Source organism: Meinhardsimonia xiamenensis (assembly GCF_900102905.1).
GTDB classification, from domain to species: Bacteria; Pseudomonadota; Alphaproteobacteria; order Rhodobacterales; family Rhodobacteraceae; genus Meinhardsimonia; species Meinhardsimonia xiamenensis.
Window position 1 is genome coordinate 36,292 of record NZ_FNFV01000008.1, and the last position, 21,899, is coordinate 58,190.

Consider the following 21,899-nt stretch of genomic DNA (forward strand, 5'->3'; position numbering starts at 1 on the left):
CCTGCGTCAAGCGGGAGGGTGTGCCGGCCCGCTCCCCTCGGTGCCGAGCCTTGCAAATTCCGCCGCCTGTCGCGGCGTCCAGCGCACCTTGATGTCGAAGCCGTCCTCATCCTGCCTCTCGGCCACGACGACACCCTCTTCATGCAGCCACGCCCGCTCCCGCCCCTGGGAAAAATCCAGATGCAGATGCGCCTCGCGCCGCTCGCCCTCGAGCGCCGAGGCCATCGCCGCCTTCAGCGCCTCAAGCCCCTCCCCGGTCAGCGCCGAGACGGCGAAGACATGCGCATCGCGCGCCGCGCGGGCCTCGGCGGCGGCGCGCTCCTCGGGCGGGAGACGGTCGATCTTGTTCCACACCTCGAGGACCGGCACCGCCGGGTCAACGCCCAGATCCTCGAGAATGGCGCGCACATCGGCCGCCTGTTCCTCGGTCTCGGGGTGGGAGATGTCGCGCACATGCACGACGAGATCGGCCGAAAGCACCTCCTCGAGCGTGGCACGGAAGGCCGCGACAAGCTCGGTGGGCAGATCGGAGATGAAGCCCACAGTATCGGACAGGATCGGCTTCACCCCGCCGGGAAGCTCGATGCCCCGCATCGTCGGGTCCAGCGTGGCAAAGAGCATGTCCTTGGCCGTCACTTCCGCTCCGGTCAGCCGGTTGAAGAGGGTGGACTTGCCCGCGTTGGTGTAGCCCACCAGCGCGATGACCGGGTAAGGCACCTTGGCGCGGGCGGCGCGGTGCAGGGCGCGGGTCTTCTTCACCTTCTCGAGCTGGCGGCGCAGGCGCACCAGCGCCTCGTCGATGGCGCGCCGATCGGCCTCGATCTGCGTCTCGCCCGGACCGCCGACAAAGCCGAGCCCGCCGCGCTGGCGCTCAAGATGCGTCCAGGCGCGCACGAGCCGCGTGCGCTGGTAGGACAGCGCGGCCATCTCCACCTGCAAGACGCCCTCGCGGGTGCGGGCGCGCTCGGAGAAGATCTCGAGAATGAGGCCCGTGCGGTCGAGCAGCTTCACCCCCCAGCGCTTCTCCAGATTGCGCTGCTGGACGGGGGTGACGGGGCCATCGACAAGGACAAGGTCGATCTTCTCTTCCTTGAACTTGCGGCCGAGCTCCTCGAGCTTTCCCGAACCGAAGAGCGTTCCGGGATGCGGGCGGTTCAGGCGCACCACCTCCGCTCCGACCACCACGAGATCGGGCAGCGCAGCGGCGAGTGCGACGGCCTCCTCAAGCGCCCGCTGGGGGTCGCGCCGGCGGCGCTCGGAGCCGGTCTCACGCGAGGGAATGTCGGGGTGCAGCACATGGGCGCGGGTGGGTCTGGCCTCCGTTTCGTGGCCCATCTCCACCCCTCCGGTTGCGGCTTTCCCGCTCAGTCCTCGCCCTCGTAGAGGCTGATCGGCTGGGAGGGCATGACCGTGGAGATCGCATGCTTGTAGACAAGCTGCGACTGGCCGTCCCGGCGCAGGAGCACGCAGAAATTGTCGAACCAGGTGATCACCCCCTGCAGCTTGACGCCGTTGATGAGGAAGATGGTCACCGGAACCTTCGTCTTGCGGATGTGATTGAGGAACGCGTCCTGCAGGTTCTGCTTGTTTTCGCCGGCCATGGGTCTGCCTTCGTTCTGTCTCGCGTCGGTTCCGAACCCGCTTGGCGGGCCTTTCATGCACCGCGAAGTATGCTTTGCCCCCGCGCCAGTTTCCAGACCCAAATGCAGCCGATGGCGGCACATCCTCCGGTCACGTCATCGGCGCCAGATGTCAGGCGAGGCCAGCGCCACGATGGCCAGCGCCTCGAGCCGCCCCAGCACCATGGTCGCGGCGAAGATCAGCTTGGCGGCATCGCCGAGGCCGGAAAGCGCAACCGGCGCCGACTCGGCCACCTCTAGCAGCGGGCCGGTGGTGGTCAGTCCGGCGATGGTCAGCACCAGCGTGGTCTCGAAGTCGAGACCGGTGAGCGAGAAGGCCAGCATCAGCGCCGCGATGGACAGGGCAAAGAGCATGAAGAAGAGCCACGCCACATAGGCCGCGCGCACCCCGTACTGCTCCCCCTTCCCTTCCGTGGCGCCGGATCCGGCGGAAATCGTCCCTCCGCCCACCACCGCGTTCGGATGCACCAGCCGCTCAAGCTCGCGCCTGCCATGCAGCGCAAGCGCATAGAGGCGCAGAAGTTTCACGCCGCCCGCCGTTGTTGCCACGCCGCCACCGAAGACGGCCAGCCCGAGCAACAGAAGCCCCGGCGTGTGCAGCCCCGACCAGTTCTGCGCCGCTTCCCAGCCGCTCGAGACAAAGCCCGTGGTCGTCAGGAAGGATGCCGTGGTGAAGATGCCACCCCAGAGCGCCCGCGCCGCCTCGAACACATCCTGCCCGCTTCGCACCTCGACCGCGCCCCACCAGTGCCGCAGGAACAGCGCTGCCGATACCGCACCAATCAGCGCGAGGCCGAGCCGCAGCTCCGGATCGGCGCGCAGCTCGCGCCCCCACCGTGTTCCGCGCTCGCGGGTAAAGCTGCGACGGCTGAGCGCGAAGACCAGGAACAGAAGGACAAGTGCCTCCCCGGCCAGGCCTGCCCCCGCACCGGTCGTCCCGCCCACCGGCGAGATGCCGCTTGTGGCCAGTGTCGACATGGCGTGGCACAGCGCAACGAGCGGCTGGTCGCCGGCGATGAGGAGCCCCACCCACAGCGCCAGCGTCAGGGCGCCATAGACCGGCGCGAGCATCACCCCGAAGCGGCGCAGACGCACGGCCGGGTCGGCCACTTCCGCGATCGCTCCCTTGCGTTCCAGGCGCCCCGCGCGCGCGGGCGCGAGCACCTCGAACCCGCCTATGCCAAGGGGCGCGAAGATGGCCACCGCCGCCAGCAGCGCAAAGAAGCCGCCCATCCACGCCACGAGCGCCCGCCACAGGTGTTCCGTCCCGCTCAGCCGGGCCGGGTCGGGAAAAAGCGTCGCCCCGGTCGTGGTGAGGCTCGAGACCATCTCCAGATAGGCATTGAGAAACCGCGTGTTCCCGACCGCCTGATGAAACGGCAGCGCCAGGACAAGCGGCAGAAGCGCATAGGCCCCTACGAGCGTGGCCAGATAGCTGCCGGCCGGGCGGCGCCGGGCGCCGGGCGCCAGCGCCAGCGCGAGCATCGCCGCCAGCGCCAGCGTCAGCCCGCCGTAGGCAAGAAAGCTGCGCGCATCCGCGCTCTCGCCCGAGGCGAGACCATAGGCGCCGGGGACGAACATCATCACCCCCGACACGCCAACCAGCATCACCGCCGGCGGAAGCGCGGCGGCACGGGTGGCGTGGTCAGCCGTACGTGACGCCGACATGGATCAGCTGAATGACTTCGGGCACGTCCTTGGTCATGGCGAAGATCGCCACCACGTCGCCCACCTCGATTCGGGTCTCGCCCGTGGGGCGGATCACCTCGCCGTCTCGCAGGATGCCCCCCACGAGCGCGCCCTCGGGAAAATCGATGTCACGGATCGCGTGGCCGGCGATCCCGGTGGTCGAGCGCACTTCCGCCTCGATCAGCTCCGCCTCGCCGTCGCCGATCGCATAGACCGAGCGCAGCCGGCCATAACGCACATGGCGCAGGATGGAGGAAACCGTCGTCGCCCTCGGGTTGATGTAGGCGTCGATCTGCAGCGGCTCCATCAGCGTTGCGAGGCTCGGGTCGTTGATGAGACAGATCGACATGGGGCAGCCCGCCGCGCGCGCCCGGACCGCAGCCAGCAGGTTGGTCTTGTCATCATCGGTCACCGCGAGGATGGCGTCGGCGCGGGAAATGCCCGCCTCGTCGAGAATCTCCGCATCCATCCCGTCACCGTGCAGCACGATCGTGCGCTCCAGCTCGTCGGCGGCTTTCTCGGCGCGGACACGGTCGCGCTCGATCACCCGAAGGCGCATGCGCCTCGGCCCCGTCTCAAGCGCGCGTGCCACCCTCAGCCCGACGTTGCCACCGCCCACGATCACGATCCGCTCCTGCGGCTTCACCTCCTTGCCGAAGATCTCGAGGGTGCGGTTGACGTCGTCGACATGGGTGAAGACGTAGACCTGGTCGCCGGCGAAGAGCTGATCTTCGGGATCGGGGGCAAACAGCACCCCCTCGCGCCGCACGCCGACGACGATGGCGCGAAGGGTCGAGAAAAGGTCGGTGAGCTGGCGCAGCGGCGTGTTGAGCACTGGGCAGTCGTCATCGAGCTGGATGCCCAGAAGCTGCGCGCGCCCGTCCAGAAACGTGGCGATATCGAAGGCCGCCGGCGCCGACAGTCGCCTGAGCGCGGCCTCGGCCACCTCGCGCTCGGGGCTGATGACCACCTCGATGGGCAGATGCTCCTTCCGGTACAGGTCGGCATAATCCGGCGCGAGATAGGAGTCGGCGCGCAGGCGCGCCACCGTGCGCGTGACATTGAACACCGAGTAGGCCACCTGGCAGGTGACCATGTTGACCTCATCGGAGTGCGTGGCGGCGATCACCATGTCCGCATCGCGCGCACCCGCTCGATCGAGCACATCGGGGTAGCTGGCAAAGCCGGTCACACCCTGCACGTCGAGCGTATCGGTGGCCCGGCGCACAAGTTCGGGGTCGCGGTCGACAACCGTCACGTCATGCTCCTCGCGGGAGAGCTGACGCGCGATCTGCCAGCCGACCTGACCGGCGCCGCACACGATGACCTTCATGACACGATCCCTCGCCGTCCCTCAGGGCACAGAAGCTTGGCAGAGCCGGACCGGAGCGTCAACGCCTCTCGCGACATTCCGCCCGTGTGGCCATCGCTCGCGCGGGCCTCGCCGGGGACGGGGCGGCATCCCCGCGGCCGGATCATGCGCCATCAGCCGCCCTGCGCCTCCTGCCGCTCATCCTCGCTGCGGGCCGGGCGGCCGCCGGCGCGGCTCGAGGTGACCACACCGAGCGACTTGAGCTTGCGGTGCAGCGCCGAGCGCTCCATGCCCACGAAGGCGGCGGTGCGCGAGATGTTGCCGCCGAAACGGTTGATCTGGGTCAGCAGGTATTCGCGCTCGAAGGCTTCGCGGGCCTCGCGCAGCGGCAGCGTCGCAAGCTCCGGCGAGAGGATCACCCTGCTCTCGCCATTCGGACGCTCCTCCTCGGCGGGAATTTCGTCGGGAGTGATGGGGCCGCTGCCATCACCGAGAATGAGGATGCGCTCAATGACATTGCGCAGCTGGCGAACGTTGCCCGGCCAGTTCATCGCCTGCAGGAGCGCTGCCGCCTCTTCGGACAGCGCACGCTTCGGCAGCCCCTGGGTGCGGTGAAACTGCTCGATGAAATGCCGCGCCAGAAGCGGGATGTCGTCGCGCCGCTCGGCAAGAGAGGGCACCGCGACCGGCACCACATTGAGGCGATGATAAAGCTCCTGGCGGAACCGCCCGGCGGCCACCTCCGCCTCAAGATCGCGGCAGGTTGAGGAAATCACGCGCACATCGACGCTGATCTTGTCGCCCCCGCCCACGCGCGGAAACTGCTGCTCGACCAGCACCCGCAGGAGCTTCGACTGCGTCCCCGAGGGCAGATCGGCCACCTCGTCGAGAAACAGGATGCCGCCATCGGCCTGTTCCAGAAGCCCCTGTTCGACCCCGCGCTCGGAGCTCTCGCGGCCAAACAGCACCTCTTCCATCCGCTCGGGCTCGATGCTCGCGCAGTTGACCGAGATGAAGGGCCCGTCGCGGCGGTTGGAGTTGGCATGGATGTAGCGGGCGGCGACCTCCTTGCCGCTGCCGGCGGGCCCGGTGAGCATCACCCGCGCGTTCGAGCGCGTGACCTTGTCAAGCTGGGACTTGAGCGCGCGGAAGGCGGGCGAGACGCCGATCATCTCCGCCGCCGTGGCCTCGCGCCGGCGCAGCGCGAGATTCTCCCGCCTCAGCCGCGAGGTCTCCATCGCCCGGCGGATGACCACGAGAAGCTGGTCGATGTTGAAGGGCTTCTCGATGAAGTCATAGGCGCCCTGCTTGATCGCGGCCACGGCGATCTCGATGTTGCCGTGACCGGAGATGATCACCACCGGAATGCCCGGATGCTCGCGCTTGACCGCCTTGAGGATGTCGATGCCGTCCATCCGGCTGTCCTTGAGCCAGATGTCGAGGACGATGAGCGCCGGCGGCTCCTCGGCGATGGCGGCCATGCAATCCTCGGCATTGGCCGCGAGCCGTGTCGCATAGCCTTCGTCCTCGAGAATGTCGCCGATCAGCTCGCGGATGTCCTTCTCGTCGTCCACGATCAGGATGTCACTCATCACTCGCTCCTCCTCGCCGCGCTCACACCGCCGCGTTGCGGTCGGGCGCGTTTTCATTTCGGCTGCTCGTGCCGTGCCGGCCGCCGCCGTTCTGCGCGCCGGACAGGGCGTCGGCGGCAAGCGCAAGACGGATGACCGCCCGGGCGCCGCGCCGGGCACCCTCCGCGAAGGGCGCGGCATCCTCGAGCGTCAGCGTCCCGCCGTGCTCCTCGATGATCTTCTTGACGATGGGCAGGCCAAGGCCGGTGCCCTTCTCGCGGGTCGTCACATAGGGCTCGAAGAGGCGGGCGCGGTCCTCGGGCAGGCCGATGCCGTTGTCTTCGATGGTGATGACGGCCGCATCCCCCTCGCGCCCGAGCCGAAGCCTGATCTCGCCCGGATAATCCTCCAGGCCTTCCTTTTCAACAATGCTTTCAATAGCTTCACCGGCGTTCTTCAAAAGGTTTGTGAGCGCCTGCGAGATCATCGTGTCATCGACATCGGCCCAGAGCGGTTCCTCGGGGATTTTGACTTCGAGGCGCACATGCGGCAGGCCCGCTTCCTGAAGCATGGCGGCATCGCGCACGAGGCGGTTGAGCTCCTGGCGCCGCCGGTCGGGCTCGGGCATGCGGGCGAAGCGGGAGAATTCATCGACGATCCGGCGCAGATCATCGGTTTGCCGCACGATCACGTCGGTGGCGCCCTCGAGCACCTCGGCATCCGCCTCATCGAGCTTGCGTGACAGACGCCGCCGCAGGCGCTCGGCCGACAGCTTGATGGGGGTGAGGGGGTTCTTGATCTCGTGGGCGATGCGCCGGGCGACATCCCCCCAGGCCGCCATGCGCTGGGCGGCGACGAGATCGGTGACATCGTCGAAGGTGACGACGTAGCCCTCGAGCGTGCCATCCTCGGCGCGGCGCGCGCTCATGCGCACCAGCAGGTTCTCCTGCTTGCCGCCGCGCACGAGCTTCACCTCCTCCTGCACCGATTCGGCACCGCCCTGCATCAGGCGCGCCAGGAGCGGGCCGAATTCGGGCACCAGAACCGCCAGATGCGGCGCGTCCACCACGCCCGCGTCAAGCCCGAGCAGCCGCTCGGCGGCACGGTTGACCAGCGTCACCCGCCCCGCGGCATCGAGCGCGACCACCCCGGCCGTGACCGATGACAGCACCGAGTCGAACAGCCGCCGGCGCCGCTCGGTCTGCGCGTGAGCATCGAGAAGCGCGTCGCGCTGGAGCTTCAGTTGCCGCGTCATCTGGTTGAAGATGCGCCCGAGCATGGCGATCTCGTCGTCGCTGCGCTCTTCCTCCACGCGCACATCGAGATCGCCCGCCCCCACGCGCTGCACCGCCCCGGCCAGCCGGCCCACAGGGCGCGACAGGCGTTCGGCGAACCACAGGCCGAGCCAGATCGCGGCGAGGATCATGATGACCGCAAAGCCAAGATAGAGCAGCCCGAACTCGAACAGCACGCGCCCCCGCTCGCTTTCGAGCTGGTGATAGAGTTGCGCCGTCTGCTGGGTCTCGTCGAGCAGGGCGAGAAGGTCGCCGTCAACCCTGCGGCTGACATAGAGGAAGCGGTCGAAGAACCCCGGCAGCGCCACCAGCGCGCGGAATTCGTCATTGGCCCAGTCCTCGATGATGACCGTCTCGCCCTCGGCCGCGCGGCGGATGTCCTCCTCGGATGGCGGTTCGTAATCGAAGAGGTAGGAGCGCTCGCCGCGCGCGACGATATTGCCGGCACCGTCGATCACGAAGGCTTCGGCAAGCCCCCGCTGGATCAGCGACTGGCCCTGGGTCAGCTCCTGGCGCAGCGCTCCGGTCGAGATGATCAGGCCGGCGGCCCGGCGCCGCGCGAGGTAGCGCGCCAGCGCCTCGGCGTCTTCGGCAAGCCCCTCGCGATGCTCCCGCTCGTAGGCCTGCGCGGCTTCCAGCGAGGAGCCGACCACACTGCGCACCCGCTCCGAGAACCATCCCTCAAGCCCCATGTTCACGGTCAGCGCCGCAAACACGGCGACCAGAACCGTCGGCATCAGCGCCAGCCCCGCAAACACGACCGTCAGACGCAAGTGCAGCCGCGAGCCGGCCGAGCGCGCGCGCCGCGCCGCGATCATCTGGGCAATCCGGCTCATGACCAGCGCCGCCAGCACCAGCACATAGACAAGGTCGGCCAGCAGCACGAGGCGCAGCGTCATCACCGAACCCGCCTGGTCGAAGGGGCCGAACACCAGATAGGTGGCTACGGCGAGAAGCGGGCCGAGCACGATCAGTCCGAGGGTGGCCGCCGTGCGCAGCCACCGGGAATGGCGCAATGACACCAGCGCCTCGAGGATCCCGCCCCCTGTGCCTGGACGCACCGATGTGCGCACGCTGCTCACCCTCGCCATGCGGGCCATGTCGCCTCCCGCGCTTGCGCGGCAGGGTGCGGCCCGACGTCATGCCGCCTGCCCGTGGCCTTGCCCCGGTCACGCCGGGGACGGCGCCCCTGCGGCCCATTTGCCACGGGTGTGTGACCTTCCTACATCAGTTTGCGGCGGCGTGTCACCTCAATATCGAGGTCGGTGATCTTCTTGCGCAGCGTATTGCGGTTGATCCCGAGCAGCTCGGCGCACTTGGCCTGATTGCCGCCGGTCGCGTCGAGGGCGATCTCGATCAGCGGCGTCTCCATCTCGCGCAGGATGCGCTGGTAGAGGCCTGGCGGCGGCAGCTCGCCGCCATGCAGGTCGAAATAGCGCTTCAGGTGGCGCGCGATCGCATCCGAAAGGCGTTCGCCGTCGGTCTGCCCGGTGGCGGCGCGGGAAGGCTCCGAGCCGATCAGCGCGCGCACTTCCGCCGCGGAAATCTCCGGCTCGGTGGCGGTCACGGCAAGGCGGCGCAAGGCGTTCTCGAGCTGGCGCACATTGCCCGGCCAGCTGTAGGCGCGCAGAAGCGCCATCGCCTCATCCGACAGCCGGCGTGGCGCCAGTCCGGCCTGCACGGCGCGGGCCAGGAAGTGATCGGCCAGAAGCGGGATGTCATCGATGCGCTCGCGCAGGGGCGGCATCGTGAGCTGCACGCCCGAGAGCCGGTAGAACAGGTCGCGCCTGAACGCACCCTCGTCGGTGCGACGGGCCAGATCCGTCTGGCTGGTGGCGATGATGCGCGGCGCGCCCTCCTGCGGCAAGGCGTCGAGAAGGCGCACAAGGCGCGACTGTGTGGCCGGGTCGAGATCGCCCGCCTCCTCGATCAGCAGCGTGCCCGCCCCGGCGCGGGCGATGATGCGCTGCGCCTGATCGGCATCGGCGAGCTCGGCCATGCCGGCGGCCACGAACGGCAGGTTGCGCCGGTCCGAGAGATCATGCACGGCCCGCGCGATGAGCGACTTCCCGGTGCCGGACTCCCCGAGCACGAGGATCGCCAGCTCGGTGTTCATGACCCGCGCCACCAGGCGGTAGATGGCCTGCATCGCCGGGGTGCGCCCGATCAGAGGCAGCCCGTCGCCCGCTGCCCCCTGCTGGGCGGTCTCCGGCACGGGCGGCCGCGCGGGCCGGGCGCGCCGGCGGATCTCGAGCCCGCGCGCGGCGCGCTTCATCAGGTCGGGCAGGTCGAAGGGCTTGGGCAGGTAATCGAAGGCCTCGAGCTCGGTGGCGCGGATCGCGGTCATGATCGTGTTCTGCGCCGAGATCACGATCACCGGCAGGCCGGGGCGCTCCTGCGCGATCTTCGGCAGCGCCTCGAGCCCGTTGCCATCGGGCATGACCACATCGGTGATGACGAGATCACCCTTGCCCTCCTGCACCCAGCGCATGAGCGTGGTCATCGACGAGGTCGCATGCACCCGGCAGCCCGCCCGCGTAAGCGCCTGGGTGAGCACCGTGCGGATGGTGCGATCGTCATCGGCGACGAGTACGGTTCCGTCCATCAGCTCTCTCCGCTTCGCATGTCCGCCCCCTGCCCCTTGGTCGCCCGTGCCTCGGCCGGCGGCAGCGGCAGCGACAGGCGGAAGGCGGTGCGGCCGGGGCGGCTTTCCACCGCGATCCAGGCGTCATGGGCGGCGATGATCTTGGCCACGAGCGCAAGCCCCAGACCGGTGCCATTCTCGCGGCCCGAGACGAAGGGCTCGAAGATGTCGGCGGCGATCTCGGGGGGGATGCCGGGGCCGTTGTCGATGATCTCGACCTGCAGCGGCAGCGACAGCTGCCGGCCGTCGCGGTCCCGGATTCGCAGGGAGGGCTCGTAGAAGGTGCGAATCGTCACCCTGCCCCCCGGCGCGGCTTCGGCGGCGTTCTTGAGCAGGTTCTGGATGACCTGAATCATCTGGTCGCCATCGACCCATGCCGGCGGCAGCGAGGGGTCATAATCCTCGACCACGGTCAGGCTTGCGGCCACGCCAAGCTCGGCGGAACGGCGGGCGCGGTCGAGCAGGTCGTGCACGTTCCACGCCTCGCGGCGCGGGGGCGCGAGATTGCCGAACTCGTCCACCTGGGCGAGCAGCGCGAGAATGCGCCGCGTCTCGGCAAGGATGAGGCCCGTCAACTCGCGATCCTGCGGGGCGAGGTTCATCTCCAGAAGCTGCGCCGCGCCGGTGATGCCGGCGAGCGGGTTGCGGATCTCGTGGCTGAGCATCTCGGCCATGCCGATCGCCGAGCGCGCCGCGCCTGCCGGCGTCTGGCGCTGGCCGAGCCGGCTGGCGATGTGGCGCGGAGCCAGGGTGACGAGCACATGACCCTCGGCGCCCGACAGTGGCGCGAGCTGGATGTCGCAGGGTTGCGGCGGGGCGGTGCCGGTGGACACGTCCGCGGCATTGATGAAAAGCGCCGCCTCCCCCGCCCGTGCGCGCGCAAGCGCCGCTTCCATCGGTGCATCGATGGCGAGCCGGTCAAGAAAGGGCTGCCCCTTCAGGCTGCGCGCCGAGGCGTTGAGGAAGGCCTCCGCGGCGGGGTTGATCTCGGCGATGCGATTTGCCGGGTCCACGATCAACGCCGGCAGCGGCAGCGAGGACCAGACCGCATGGATCATGCCGCGCACCGCCCCCTTTCATGGCGCGCGAGCGCCTGCGGAAGGAGGCGCAGCACGCGCGCGGGATCGTCTTCGGTCAGCAGCGCTTGGCGCAGCCCGAGCGGCGTGCCGGCCGTGTCCATGTACCAGCCCAAGTGCTTGCGCGCGACCCTCACGCCAAGCGCGCGCCCGTAGAAGGCCAGCGTCTCCTCGTAATGCGCCGCCACGAGCGCGCAGAGCGCCTCGCCCTCCGGCGGGCGGGGCGCAGGGCGCCCGGCGAGCGCCGCGGCGATCTCGGCCAGAAGCCAGGGCCGCCCGCGCGCCGCGCGCCCCACCATCACCCCGGCCGCGCCGGAGAGCGCGAGCGCACGTTGCGCGGCCTCGGGGCTGTCGATGTCGCCATTGGCCAGAACCGGAACGCTTACCGCCCTGACCGTCGCGCCGATCGCGGCCCAGTCCGCCCTGCCCTTGTAGAACTGGCAGCGCGTGCGGCCGTGCACGGTAACCATGGTCACGCCCGCCGCCTCGGCCCGCGCGGCGATCTCGGGGGCGTTGAGACTCGTCTCGTCCCAGCCGAGCCGCATCTTCACCGTCACCGGCACCGAGACCGCGCCGACCACCGCCTCGATGAGGCTCAGTGCATGGTCGGGCACCTTCATCAGCGCCGAGCCCGACATGCCCCCCGTCACCTTCTTGGCCGGGCAGCCCATGTTGATGTCGATGCGCCGCGCGCCCATGTCCTCGACCATGCGCGCGGCCTCGGCCATCCAGCGCGCCTCGCGCCCGGCGAGCTGCACGGCGGTGCGCGCCTCATCGAGCCCGAGCGCCGCGCGCTCGCGCACGCCCGGCCGCGCGGTCAGAAGCTCCCGGCTTGCGACCATCTCGCTGACCACGAGCCCTGCCCCGAACCGCAGCGCCAGCCTGCGGAAGGGCAGATCGGTGATGCCCGCCATCGGCGCAAGCGCCACGAGCGGGCTGGGGAGCGGATCGGGCTGCGGGCCCGACGCGGTGCGCGAGGGATCAGTGGAGTTCAACGCGGTCATGGGCTGTGGCTAAGCCCTGACGCGGGCCGTTTCAACCGGCGTATGCGCAAATTTTCGGCAATCTTGGCAAATTGCACAATTTTTGGGCAGGAAGTGGCCCCGCCTGCCCAAAATCCGATGTGCGCCGCATCAGGCGGCCGCGGCGCCCCCTGCCCGGCCCGGGAACTCCACTGCCTGCCCGCTTGCCGCCGAGCGCTGCGCTGCGAGCCCGATCTCCACCGCCCGGGCGCCATCTTCAACCGTCACTTCGACCTCGCCCGCGCCGCGGACCACCTGCAGGAAGCGCGCGTGCTGGTAGAAGGTCGCGCCGTTGTGATCGCCCGCGGCAAGGAGCGCCTCCTCCACCGGCACGGCGAGGCGTTCGGGTCCCTTCGGCGCGCGCGGGCTCACCACCACCTCGGGCACCGGCGCCGGCCCCGCCTCGGGTGGCCAGAACCGCGTGGGCCCCGGCACGAAGGCCTCGATCTTGCCCTTCGGACCCACCGCCGAGATCTCCTCCTGATAGCGGCTGCCCTCGGCGAACATGCACAGCTCCAGCATCGCCCGCGCCCCGCCGGCGAAATCGACGATGACGTAGCCCGAGTCCCAGATGTCCGGCACCTCGCCGGCCACGAGTTCATCCTTGTGGTTCACCGCCTGCCCGGCCGAGGCCATCACCCGCACCGGCTCGTCGCCGAGGATCAGGCGCATCAGGTCAAAGAAATGGCAGCATTTCTCGACGAAGGTGCCACCCGAGTAGCGGTTGAAGCGGTTCCAGCCGCCGACCTTGGGCAGGAACGGGAAGCGGTGCTCGCGGATCGTCAGCATCTTCACCCCGCCCGTCGCTTCGGCGGCCTGCTCGATCAGCAGGGCGATGGGTGGCATGTAGCGGTATTCCATCGCTATCCACACCGGCGCGGGATAGCGCGCGGCGATCTCGCGCACCCGCGCGCCGTCGGCCGGGTCGGTGTAGAGCGGCTTCTCGATCAGGAGCGGCAGAGGCCGGCGCGCCGCGATCATCTCGAACTGGGCGACATGCAGGTGATTGGGACTTGCCACGACCAGCGCGTCGAGATCGTCGCGATCGAGAAGCGCCTCGGCGCTGTCGCACATCGCCGCCTCCGGTGCGAGCGCCTGCGCGGCCGCGCGCATCTGCGGGTCGGGCTCGAATATGGCGGCGATGCGCGTGCCTTCCAGAAGCCGGATGTTGCGGATGTGCTCCTGGCCCATCATCCCGCAGCCGATGATTCCGTAGCGGACGATCTCGTTCATCATTTCACCATGTTTCCGGTGGGTTGTATGGCGTTTTTCATCTTTTTCGTCACCTGAGCCGGGAGACATAACGGGCGCGCTCGGGATCGAACCAGGTGAAGGAAACCTCGGCAACCCGCCCCTCCTGATCGAGGCTCTTGCGTTCCACGAGACCCGAGATTCGGCCGGCGGCGAGCTCGGGCACATCGCCCCATTCGGGCATCTTGCCGACACCGATGCGGTCCTCGGCGCGCATGATCCTCAGCCCCAGCCGATGGGCGTAGAACCAGTAGAGCGACTCCGACAGCTCGGAGGCCGAAAGCTCCTCCGCCCACGCCCCGTCGAGCCAGATTTCTTCCAGCGCCACCGGCGCGCCGTTGAGGCTGCGCACCCGGCGGATCCGGTGCGCGCGGCTGTCGGCCCCGAAAGGCGGCAGATGGGCGGGCTTGTCCATGCGCTCCACCGAGATGACCCGCGCCGTGGGAAGGCCGCCGCCCTCAGGTGTCTCAAGTCGGAAAAACGCATAAATTCCAGTCGGCTTTCCGGTATCCCTGATGTAGTTTCCCGAGCCCTGGATGCGCTGGAGCAGGCCTTGTTCGGTGAGCGTGGCAAGCGCCTTGCGCAGCGTTCCCACGGCAATGCCGAGCTGGGCGGCCATCTCGCGCTCGGGCGGCAGGCGCTCTCCGGCCACCAGCCGTCCGGCCTGAATGTCGCGGATCAGCATCTCGCTGATCTGCACGTGTTTCGGCAGGGCGGTCGGGTCCGGCACGCGATGGCTCCCAGCGCAGCCCGGTCGGGGTGCCGACTCGGGGCGGTTTGATTGATACAGTATTGATGCATCATGTCCCGGATGCTACGCAAGACCCTGGAGGAGACGCGCGGTGCGGAATCGCCGCCGACCCAGGCGGAGGCTTTGGGCCGGGGCGTTGCGCGGCTAGTGTGTGGGAAGAGGCATCGCACCCTGAGGCCATGCGGGGTGGATGCGCAAGGGAGGAGCCATGGCGCTTTATCTGCGGCTCTTGCGGCTTCTGGCGGCGGTCAACAGCGCGCTGCTCGGGGCCGGGCGCTGGCTGGCCATCGTTGCCATCGGGGTGATGGTTGCGGTGACGCTTGCTCAGGTGTTCTTCCGCTACGTGCTCAACAATGCCCTGCCCTGGCCCGATGAGGCGGCGCGCTTCGCCATGCTGTGGATGACCGCGCTCGCCGCACCGACCGCGCTCAGGGCCGGCGGCTTCGTGGCCATCGACATGCTGCCGCGGGCGCTGCCGCGGGTGCCGTCAGCGCTTCTCAACCTCTGCCTTCTGGCCATCGCGATGCTGGTGCTGATCTACGGCATCGAGCTTGGCCACCGGCACGTGAAATCGGGCTGGCTGTTCAACTCCTCCTCGCTCAAGCTCCCGCTCGACTGGTTCGGCGGCGCGGTGGTGCGGGTGAAGCTCGCGTGGATGTTCCTGTCGCTGCTCGTCGGCTTCTACCTGATGCTTCTGGTGACGGTGGAGCTTGCGCTGCGCGAGTTCGCGCGGCTTCTGGGGCTCGAGGAGGCCCTGCCGGAGATCGCCGCCCCCGCAATCCCCGAGGCGGAGTGAGCGCGATGCTGGTCTGGTTCCTTCCCGCCTTCCTGATCCTCTTGATGATCGGCCTGCCGGTGTTCTTCGCGCTTCTCGCCGCACCGGGCTTCCTTCTGTGGCTCAACGGGCAGGAGCGCGACCTCGCGCTCCTCTACCGCAACCTCTACAACGGGATGGACAGCTTCCCTCTCATGGCGCTGCCCTTCTTCCTCTTGGCCGGCGAGATCATGAACCGCGGCGGCATCACCGAGCGGCTGGTGGACTTCTCACAGGCCTTCATGGGGCATCTGCGCGGCGGCCTTGCGCATGTGAACATCCTCTCCTCGATCCTCTTTGCCGGGCTTTCCGGCTCGGCGGTGGCCGACACCTCGGCGCTCGGCTCCACCCTCATCCCGGCGATGGAGAAACAGGGCTACACCCGCCGTTTCGCCGCCGCCGTCACCGCCGCCTCCTCGGTGATCGGGCCGATCATCCCGCCCTCGGGGATCATGATCATCTACGCCTATGTGATGGGAGAGTCGGTGGCCGCATTGTTCCTCGCCGGCATCGTGCCGGGGCTTCTGGTGGGGCTGGGGCTGATGGGGATGGTCCGGGTGCTGGCCGACCGCTACGATCTGCCCAAGGCCGAGCGCATCGTGAAGAAGGGCGCCACCATCTCGCCGCTCGAATACTGGGTGAGCTTTGCGCTGCTGCGCGCCAATCTTGCCGGGCTGATGGTGGTGATCGCCCGCGCCCTGCCCGGCACCGAGGGTCTCGGCTGGCCGCTCTTCGCCGTCTTTCTCGTGGTCGCGCACCTCCTTCTCCTCTACTGGCGGCGCCGGGTGAGCTACGACTTCCGCATCGTCTGCAAGAAGGCGGTGGCGCCGCTGCAGACGCCGATCATCATTCTGGGCGGCATCCTCATCGGCGTCTTCACCCCCACCGAGGCCGCCGCCATCGCCGTGGCCTATGCGCTGGTGGTGAGCTTCGGCGTGCTGCGCTCGATGCGCCTTGCCGATCTGGCCGAGGTGATGCGCCGCACCGCCATCGGCGCGGCGACGGTGCTCCTGCTCGTCGGCGCGGCAGTGAGCTTCAAGACGGTGGTCGCGCTCTCCCATACGCCCGAGACGCTGGCGGGCATCATCCTGGGGTTGTCGGAGAACCCGCTGATCCTTCTCTTTCTGATCAACGTGCTCCTCTTCATCGTCGGGATGTTCCTCGATGCCGGCCCCGCGATCATCATCCTCGGGCCGATCCTGGCACCGATCTTCACCGATCTCGGCGTGCATCCTGTGCATTTCGCCGTCATCATGTCGGTCAACCTGACCGTGGGGCTCGCCACCCCGCCCATGGGGCTGGTGCTGTTCGTGGCCTCCTCGGTCTCGGGCGAGAAGGTCGAGACCATCGCCCGCGCCATCCTGCCGTTTCTCGCCGTGGAGGTTCTGGTGATCTTCCTCATCACCTACGTCCCGGCGATTTCCATGACGATCCCCCGCCTCACGGGGTTCGTGAACTGACCATTCAGCAACTTCAACCGGGAGGGACAACATGCTGAAAACACTGACAAGGTCGCTGATGGTGGCGACGATGCTGGCGGGCAGCGCCGCGGCCGGCTGGGCGGCAGACTACACGCTGCGCGCGGTGGCCAACTCCAACGAGAATGACGAGGACTATGACGGCCTCGTCGTCTTCAAGTCCTTCGTGGAGTCGGCTTCGAACGGCGCCATCGAGGTGGAGCTGTTCATCGGCACCCAGCTTTGCGCCAACGGCACCGAATGCATGCAGGGCGTGGCCGACGGCACGGTGGATATCTACATCTCCACCTCCGGCGGCACCTCGGGGCTCTTTCCCTTCGTGCAGGTGCTCGACCTGCCGTATCTCATGTCCGACGACCGCATCGCCGAGGCGACGCTGGCCAACGGCACGCCCTTTGTCACAAAGATGCAGGACATGGTTCTGGAGAAGTCGGGCGGCGCGATCCGGCTGATGACCATCGGCAACACCGGCGGCTGGCGCAACTTCGCCAACACCAAGCGGCGCGTGCGCACCCCCGACGACCTCAAGGGGCTGAAGATCCGCACCGTCGTGGCCGACCTGCCGCAGGAGCTCGTCAAGGCGCTCGGCGCCTCGCCCACGCCGATCCCGTGGCCGGAGCTGTTCACCTCGCTGCAGACCGGCGTGGTGGAAGGTTCCAAGAACGGCATCACCGACATCATGAACATGAAGTTCCCCGATGCCGGGCTGAAGTATCTCACCCTCGACGGGCACGCCTACATGGCGGCGCTGTGGTTCATGAACAACGACAAGTTCATGTCCATGCCCGAGGATCTGCGCAAGGTGGTGGTGGATGGCTTCTATCACCTCCAGCAGGCGACCTTCGCCTCGCCGAAGCGCAAGTCGATCGAGGCCTATGAGGCGTTCAAGGCCGCGGGCGGCGACATCTATGTGCCGACGCCGGAGGAAAAGGCGCTGTTCCGCGAGGCGGCCGCGCCCGTCTACGACTGGTTCAAGGCCAACATCGAGGGCGGCCCGGAAGTGTTCGAGGCGCTGACTTCGACCGTCGCCGAGGTCGAGAAGGAAGTGAACGCGGTGCGCGAGCACGACATCCAGTGAGCGCGGGGCGCGCACAAGAGGGAGGCGTCCCGCGAGGGGCGCCTCAACGCATGTTCCGCGGGCGAAGCGCGTGCCCGGTCCGCTTTGCGGCCCGAGCGGCAAAAGGTGCGAGGCGCACTCAAGAAAGCCTGTCCGCCAGCTCCGTGAGACTGTCGCAGACCACATCCCAGGCCGCGGCGGGCTCGAGGTCCGTGGTCTGCCGCGGCCCGTGTTCGGTTGGGCGGCGCACGAAAGCGGTGGCAAGCCCGAGCGCGCGCGCCGCGCGGAGGTCGTCATTGTGAGCGGCAACCATCATGCATTGCGCGGGCTGAAGCCCCAGCGCCTCCACCCCGCGCAGGTAGCAGAGCGGATCGGGCTTGTAGGCCTGCGCGAGTTCGGCGCCGAGGATCGCGTCCCACACCAGCCCGCCGTGGCGCGAGAGGTTCACCATCAGCGCGATGTTCCCGTTCGACATCGCCGCCACGATGCGCGCGCGCCGCAGCGCGGCCAGCCCCCCGGCGCTGTCGGGCCAGGGGTCGAGCCGGTGCCAGGCGCGGGTGAGCGCGTCAAGCTCCGCCGCGCTCAGGCCCCCGACCCCGAACTCCGCCAGCACCGCCTCCAGATTCTCCCGATGCAGCACATCGAGCACCACAAAGGGCCGGCGGCCTGCGCGCACCTCCTCCATTGCCGGCTGATAGCGCGCCCGCCAGGCATCGGCCATCGCCGCCCAGTCGGCGCTGACGCCGCGGGGGCCGAGCGCGGCCTCGAGCGCGCGCGCCACCGAGCTGCGCCAGTCCACCACCGTGCCGAAGACGTCGAAGAAAAGCGCCTCGATTTTACCCATCCTCTCCTCCCGTCCAGCCGCGTCAGAGTCTCAACGGCCCCTACCGGAAGGGGTAGAGCCAGGGCCTGTAGTCGTCGATGAGCTTATGCGCCTGAGCAATCTGATCCGCCGTCATCTTCTTGACCACCTCCTCCTGGCTGATCGCCGCGTCGGGATCGCCGCCGATGGCCGAGAGCGCATACCAGGCATAGGCGCGCACCAGATCGGGCGCGGGCAGGCCGATTCCCTCCTCGTAGTACCAGCCAACGCCCGACTGCGCCCCGGCATGGCCCTTCATCGCCGCGCGCAGATACCAGTCGAAGGCGCGCACCGGGTCGCGCTCCACGCCAAGCCCCAGCGCATACATCACCCCGATCAGCTCCTCGGCGTCGGCGTTGCCCGAGCGCGCGGCGGGCATCAGCGCCTCCATCGCCTCGGCAAAACGCCCCGCTTCCATAAGGTCGCGCGCCTCCTCGATCTCCGCATGCGCCGGCGCTCCCGCAAGCACCGCCATCACTGCAAGTCCGGCCAGCATCCCCTTCATCTTGCGCTCGTTCTCCTTCTCGGGCTGGCGCCCCCCGTTTTCGCATTCGAGCGCGACAGCCTGCCGCCGCCGCTCACGCCTGAAGATTTCCTCCCCGCCGATCCGGCCAAGGCCGCCATCGGCCGGCTCCTGTTCTACGACAAGATCCTGTCGGGCAACCAGAACATATCCTGCGGCACCTGCCATCACCATGACTTCGGCTCGGCGGACGGGCTTTCGCTCGGCATCGGCGAGGGCGGCGTGGGCGTGGGGCCGGAGCGCACGGCCGGCGAGGGCGCGGCGCGCATCCGCAAGCGCGTGCCGCGCAACGCGCCGGGGCTGTGGAACCTCGGGCACCGCTCCGTCACGGCGCTTTTCCATGACGGGCGGGTGTCGGTGAGCGATCTCTACGGCAACGGCTTCAACACGCCGGCCGAGGAATGGCTGCCGCAGGGGCTCGACAATGTGCTGGCCGCGCAGGCGCTCTTTCCGCTCGCCGCGCAGTTCGAGATGGCCGGAAATCCCGGCGAGAACGAGGTTGCCGGCGCGGTGCATGACCGCATCGACAAGGGCTGGCCGATCATCGCCCGGCGGGTGCGGGCGATCCCCGAATACGCGGAGATGTTCATTGCCGCGTTCGACGATGTGACGCGGGCCGAGGATATCACCATCGTTCACATCGCCAATGCCATCGCCGCTTTCGAGATCACCGAATTCACCAATTTCGACAGCCCGTTCGACGCCTATCTTGCAGGAGACGAGACAGCGCTCGACCCCGCCCAGAAGCGCGGCATGGAGCTCTTTTACGGCAAGGCGGGGTGTTCGTCCTGCCACTCGGGCCCGCTTCTCACCGATCACGGCTTTCACGCGGTGGGGCTGCCGGCCTTCGGGCCGGGGCGCACGCGTGCGCACGATCCGATGCCGCGCGATGTGGGGCGCATGGCCGAGTCCGACCGGCTCGAGGATGCCTACCGCTTCCGCACGCCGGCCCTGCGCAATGTCGGGCTGACTGCGCCCTACGGGCACAACGGTGCCTGGCCCGGCTTGCGCGAGATGGTGGTGCAGATGCTCGACCCGCAGGCGGCCCGCGCGGCCTGGTCGCCCGAGAAGGCGCGCCTGCCTGAGGCGCCCTTGCTCGCGGCGACGGATTTCGTCATCCTCCAGGACAGGCGCGAAATGGCGCGGCAGGAGGCGGCGATCGAGCTCGCACCCAAGCGGCTCACCGATGCCGAGATCGACGACATCGTCGCCTTCCTGCACGCACTCACGGGACGAACGGCCAAGGCGCGGCCGCTCGGCCGGCCCGAGCGGGTGCCGAGCGGGTTGCCGGTGGATTGACGGACTTCCGAAGGGCATGCGGCTGCCCGGGTGGGCGCGAATGCGCCCGCCAAGGGGGGGGGGGGGCGCATGCCCGGCCTGACGGCCGGGCGAGAGATGGCCCTACTCCCCGCTCGAATATCCCGTGAGCCGCCGGTCGCGCCGCGCGCACATCCGGTCGATGATCCGCCCCGCAAGCCGGTGCATCTCGGCCGCGAGCGCGGCGTCGTCCGCAAGGTTGCGCGTCTCTTCGGGGTCGGCCTCGAGATCGAACAGCAAGGGCGGGAGCCCGCCCCCGAAGCGGACATATTTCCAGCGCGCCTCGCGCCAGATCGTCACCGAGGTCTCATCCGGCCCCAGCCCCAGCGCCGCCTGAAGGCGCGTGGGGCGCGTCGGGTGGCCATAATCCATCTCTCCCATCACCGCATCGCGCCAGCCCTCGGGCTCGGCTCCCTCGAGAAACGGCAGGAGCGGGCGCCCGTCCATCGCCGGGGGCGGCGTCCGCCCGATCCGCGCAAGGATGGTGGGGGTGACATCGACCGACTCGGTGAAGTGCTCCACCACCCTGCCCCCCTGCCCCGACCGGCGCGGATCGCGGATCATCAGCGGCACATGCCAGGCATTCTCGAAGGGCGAGTCCTTGCCCCACATCGCATGCGCACCCAGCATCTCGCCGTGATCGGCGGTGAAGATCACGAAAGTGCGCTCCGCCTCGCCCGAGGTCTCCAGCCACTGGAGGATACGCCCCACATGGTGGTCCAGCTCGGCCACGAGGCCGAGATAGACGGCGATGCACTCACGCATGAGCTCGTCGGGCATGTCGGCGCAGTCACCATCGAAGCCCCAGAAAAGGCCCGTCGCCGCGGGCGTGGCGAACCATGCGTCGAGCCAGGGGTGGGTCGGGCGGTCGCGCACCGGCAGGGGCACCGCGGCCGGGTCGATCAGCCGGTTCCAGGGCTCGGGGGCGACCAGGGGCGGATGCGGGCGCAGGTAGCTGACATGGGCGAACCATCCCCGCCCCTTGCGCATCTCGAGTGCGGTCAGCGTGCGGTCGGTGAGATAGGCGGTGTCGGAATGCTCGGCCGCATAGATTGCCGGATCGCTCGGGCGCAGCGCGCGCCCCGGCGGGCTCTTGGGGCGCTGGTGCCAGGGGATGGGGCCGTCTTCGCTCCCCGGCGCGGGGCGATAGCCCTTCTCCCACAGATAGCCTGGCCATTCGTGGCCCGTCTCCGCCCGCATCTCGACAAGCTCGCGAAAGCCCGGCGCCACGCCCTCGTAGGTGAAGAGGTCGGGATCTTCCGGGTCGCGGTCGGTGGGGTCGGCGGCGGTGTCGGTGTAGCCGAAGAGGAGCGGCTCGTATCCCGCCCGCCGCGCCTCGGTGGCCACGGTGGCGTGGTGGCGCGCGAGCGGCGTTCCGTTGCGGATAGCCCTGTGGTTCATCGCATAGAGACCGGTCAGAAGGCTCGCCCGCGCCGGCCCGCAGGGCACGGCCACGGTGTAGTGGCGGGCAAAGTTCACCGACTGCGCGGCGAGGCGGTCGAGGTTCGGCGTCGGCACCAGCGCGCCGAGCGGGCCGGTGAGCGCGCGCGCGGTGAGCTGGTCGGCGGTGATGAGCAGGATGTTGTCGCGGGGCATC

18 protein-coding genes are annotated in these 21,899 nt (G+C 68.9%); 4 read left to right on the forward strand and 14 right to left on the reverse strand.

Annotation, left to right across the window (positions count from 1 at the left end; all coding sequences use genetic code 11):
* Positions 1-6: 6 nt before the first annotated feature.
* The 11 genes from hflX to BLQ14_RS13860 form a co-directional block, all read right to left on the reverse strand.
* Positions 7-1,335, reverse strand: a complete 1,329-nt coding sequence (gene hflX / locus BLQ14_RS13810; protein WP_092501163.1) for a GTPase HflX — start codon at positions 1,333-1,335, stop codon at positions 7-9.
* A 29-nt stretch (positions 1,336-1,364) separates the two neighbouring features.
* Positions 1,365-1,601, reverse strand: a complete 237-nt coding sequence (gene hfq / locus BLQ14_RS13815; RefSeq protein ID WP_092501164.1) for an RNA chaperone Hfq — start codon at positions 1,599-1,601, stop codon at positions 1,365-1,367.
* Positions 1,602-1,736: 135 nt separating this feature from the next.
* Complete coding sequence (locus BLQ14_RS13820) at positions 1,737-3,308, reverse strand: potassium transporter TrkG (RefSeq protein WP_092501165.1); 1,572 nt, start codon at positions 3,306-3,308, stop codon at positions 1,737-1,739.
* Positions 3,286-4,662 (reverse strand): Trk system potassium transporter TrkA, encoded by a 1,377-nt coding sequence (gene trkA / locus BLQ14_RS13825; RefSeq protein ID WP_092501166.1) that lies wholly within the window; start codon positions 4,660-4,662, stop codon positions 3,286-3,288. The genes BLQ14_RS13820 and trkA overlap by 23 nt, the downstream gene beginning before the upstream one ends.
* 152 nt (positions 4,663-4,814) lie before the next feature.
* Positions 4,815-6,233 carry a nitrogen assimilation response regulator NtrX gene (gene ntrX, locus BLQ14_RS13830; RefSeq protein WP_092501167.1) on the reverse strand — a complete coding sequence of 473 codons (1,419 nt, stop codon included), beginning with the start codon at positions 6,231-6,233 and terminating at the stop codon, positions 4,815-4,817.
* A 22-nt stretch (positions 6,234-6,255) separates the two neighbouring features.
* The gene (locus BLQ14_RS13835; RefSeq protein ID WP_092501179.1) at positions 6,256-8,598 is read right to left on the reverse strand and encodes a sensor histidine kinase NtrY-like; all 2,343 of its coding nucleotides are present in this window, start codon (positions 8,596-8,598) and stop codon (positions 6,256-6,258) included.
* Positions 8,599-8,729: 131 nt separating this feature from the next.
* Entirely contained in the window at positions 8,730-10,112 is a 1,383-nt protein-coding gene (locus BLQ14_RS13840; protein WP_092501168.1) for a response regulator, read from the reverse strand.
* Complete coding sequence (locus BLQ14_RS13845; RefSeq protein WP_092501180.1) at positions 10,112-11,209, reverse strand: two-component system sensor histidine kinase NtrB; 1,098 nt, start codon at positions 11,207-11,209, stop codon at positions 10,112-10,114. Before BLQ14_RS13845 ends, BLQ14_RS13840 begins: the two co-directional genes overlap by 1 nt.
* Positions 11,206-12,231, reverse strand: a complete 1,026-nt coding sequence (gene dusB, locus BLQ14_RS13850) for a tRNA dihydrouridine synthase DusB (RefSeq protein WP_092501169.1) — start codon at positions 12,229-12,231, stop codon at positions 11,206-11,208. The genes BLQ14_RS13845 and dusB overlap by 4 nt, the downstream gene beginning before the upstream one ends.
* A gap of 129 nt (positions 12,232-12,360) precedes the next feature.
* Positions 12,361-13,482, reverse strand: a complete 1,122-nt coding sequence (locus BLQ14_RS13855) for a Gfo/Idh/MocA family protein (RefSeq protein ID WP_092501181.1) — start codon at positions 13,480-13,482, stop codon at positions 12,361-12,363.
* A 49-nt stretch (positions 13,483-13,531) separates the two neighbouring features.
* Positions 13,532-14,230, reverse strand: coding sequence for a GntR family transcriptional regulator (locus BLQ14_RS13860; RefSeq protein ID WP_211295364.1), 699 nt, complete (start codon positions 14,228-14,230; stop codon positions 13,532-13,534).
* A gap of 229 nt (positions 14,231-14,459) precedes the next feature.
* On the opposite strand from BLQ14_RS13860, the gene BLQ14_RS13865 reads away from it, so the two are divergent.
* Genes BLQ14_RS13865 through BLQ14_RS13875 form a run of 3 tightly spaced genes read left to right on the forward strand, consistent with a single transcriptional unit; the run spans position 14,460 to position 17,621 of the window.
* Positions 14,460-15,047, forward strand: coding sequence for a TRAP transporter small permease (locus BLQ14_RS13865; RefSeq protein ID WP_092501170.1), 588 nt, complete (start codon positions 14,460-14,462; stop codon positions 15,045-15,047).
* A gap of 5 nt (positions 15,048-15,052) precedes the next feature.
* Positions 15,053-16,525, forward strand: a complete 1,473-nt coding sequence (locus BLQ14_RS13870) for a TRAP transporter large permease (RefSeq protein WP_092501171.1) — start codon at positions 15,053-15,055, stop codon at positions 16,523-16,525.
* 31 nt (positions 16,526-16,556) lie between these two features.
* Positions 16,557-17,621 carry a TRAP transporter substrate-binding protein gene (locus BLQ14_RS13875; RefSeq protein WP_092501172.1) on the forward strand — a complete coding sequence of 355 codons (1,065 nt, stop codon included), beginning with the start codon at positions 16,557-16,559 and terminating at the stop codon, positions 17,619-17,621.
* A 118-nt stretch (positions 17,622-17,739) separates the two neighbouring features.
* Here BLQ14_RS13875 and BLQ14_RS13880 read toward each other — a convergent pair whose 3' ends face one another.
* Both BLQ14_RS13880 and BLQ14_RS13885 read right to left on the reverse strand, forming a co-directional pair.
* On the reverse strand, positions 17,740-18,444 hold the full coding sequence (locus BLQ14_RS13880) for a haloacid dehalogenase type II (protein WP_092501173.1): 705 nt from the start codon (positions 18,442-18,444) through the stop codon (positions 17,740-17,742).
* A gap of 40 nt (positions 18,445-18,484) precedes the next feature.
* Positions 18,485-18,937: a tetratricopeptide repeat protein gene (locus BLQ14_RS13885; protein WP_245657118.1), complete on the reverse strand. Its 453-nt coding sequence runs from the start codon at positions 18,935-18,937 to the stop codon at positions 18,485-18,487.
* Between BLQ14_RS13885 and BLQ14_RS13890 the strand changes: the two genes are divergently transcribed.
* Complete coding sequence (locus BLQ14_RS13890; protein WP_092501183.1) at positions 18,908-20,284, forward strand: cytochrome-c peroxidase; 1,377 nt, start codon at positions 18,908-18,910, stop codon at positions 20,282-20,284. The genes BLQ14_RS13885 and BLQ14_RS13890 overlap by 30 nt on opposite strands.
* A gap of 102 nt (positions 20,285-20,386) precedes the next feature.
* Here BLQ14_RS13890 and BLQ14_RS13895 read toward each other — a convergent pair whose 3' ends face one another.
* Positions 20,387-21,898 (reverse strand): sulfatase-like hydrolase/transferase, encoded by a 1,512-nt coding sequence (locus BLQ14_RS13895; RefSeq protein WP_092501175.1) that lies wholly within the window; start codon positions 21,896-21,898, stop codon positions 20,387-20,389.
* Position 21,899: the final 1 nt, after the last annotated feature.

Excerpts from the sequence above, each read along its gene's own strand:
- BLQ14_RS13870 (WP_092501171.1), top strand. The coding sequence starts at position 15,053 with ATGCTGGTCTGGTTCCTTCCCGCCTTCCTGATCCTCTTGATGATCGGC.
- BLQ14_RS13820 (WP_092501165.1), bottom strand. The coding sequence starts at position 3,308 with ATGTCGGCGTCACGTACGGCTGACCACGCCACCCGTGCCGCCGCGCTT.
- ntrX (WP_092501167.1), bottom strand. The coding sequence starts at position 6,233 with ATGAGTGACATCCTGATCGTGGACGACGAGAAGGACATCCGCGAGCTG.
- BLQ14_RS13840 (WP_092501168.1), bottom strand. The coding sequence starts at position 10,112 with ATGGACGGAACCGTACTCGTCGCCGATGACGATCGCACCATCCGCACG.
- hflX (WP_092501163.1), bottom strand. The coding sequence starts at position 1,335 with ATGGGCCACGAAACGGAGGCCAGACCCACCCGCGCCCATGTGCTGCAC.
- BLQ14_RS13855 (WP_092501181.1), bottom strand. The coding sequence starts at position 13,482 with ATGAACGAGATCGTCCGCTACGGAATCATCGGCTGCGGGATGATGGGC.
- BLQ14_RS13895 (WP_092501175.1), bottom strand. The coding sequence starts at position 21,898 with ATGCCCCGCGACAACATCCTGCTCATCACCGCCGACCAGCTCACCGCG.
- BLQ14_RS13875 (WP_092501172.1), top strand. The coding sequence starts at position 16,557 with ATGCTGAAAACACTGACAAGGTCGCTGATGGTGGCGACGATGCTGGCG.
- BLQ14_RS13885 (WP_245657118.1), bottom strand. The coding sequence starts at position 18,937 with ATGGCGGTGCTTGCGGGAGCGCCGGCGCATGCGGAGATCGAGGAGGCG.
- BLQ14_RS13880 (WP_092501173.1), bottom strand. The coding sequence starts at position 18,444 with ATGGGTAAAATCGAGGCGCTTTTCTTCGACGTCTTCGGCACGGTGGTG.
- hfq (WP_092501164.1), bottom strand. The coding sequence starts at position 1,601 with ATGGCCGGCGAAAACAAGCAGAACCTGCAGGACGCGTTCCTCAATCAC.
- trkA (WP_092501166.1), bottom strand. The coding sequence starts at position 4,662 with ATGAAGGTCATCGTGTGCGGCGCCGGTCAGGTCGGCTGGCAGATCGCG.
- dusB (WP_092501169.1), bottom strand. The coding sequence starts at position 12,231 with ATGACCGCGTTGAACTCCACTGATCCCTCGCGCACCGCGTCGGGCCCG.
- BLQ14_RS13845 (WP_092501180.1), bottom strand. The coding sequence starts at position 11,209 with ATGATCCATGCGGTCTGGTCCTCGCTGCCGCTGCCGGCGTTGATCGTG.
- BLQ14_RS13890 (WP_092501183.1), top strand. The coding sequence starts at position 18,908 with ATGCGCCGGCGCTCCCGCAAGCACCGCCATCACTGCAAGTCCGGCCAG.
- BLQ14_RS13835 (WP_092501179.1), bottom strand. The coding sequence starts at position 8,598 with ATGGCGAGGGTGAGCAGCGTGCGCACATCGGTGCGTCCAGGCACAGGG.
- BLQ14_RS13865 (WP_092501170.1), top strand. The coding sequence starts at position 14,460 with ATGGCGCTTTATCTGCGGCTCTTGCGGCTTCTGGCGGCGGTCAACAGC.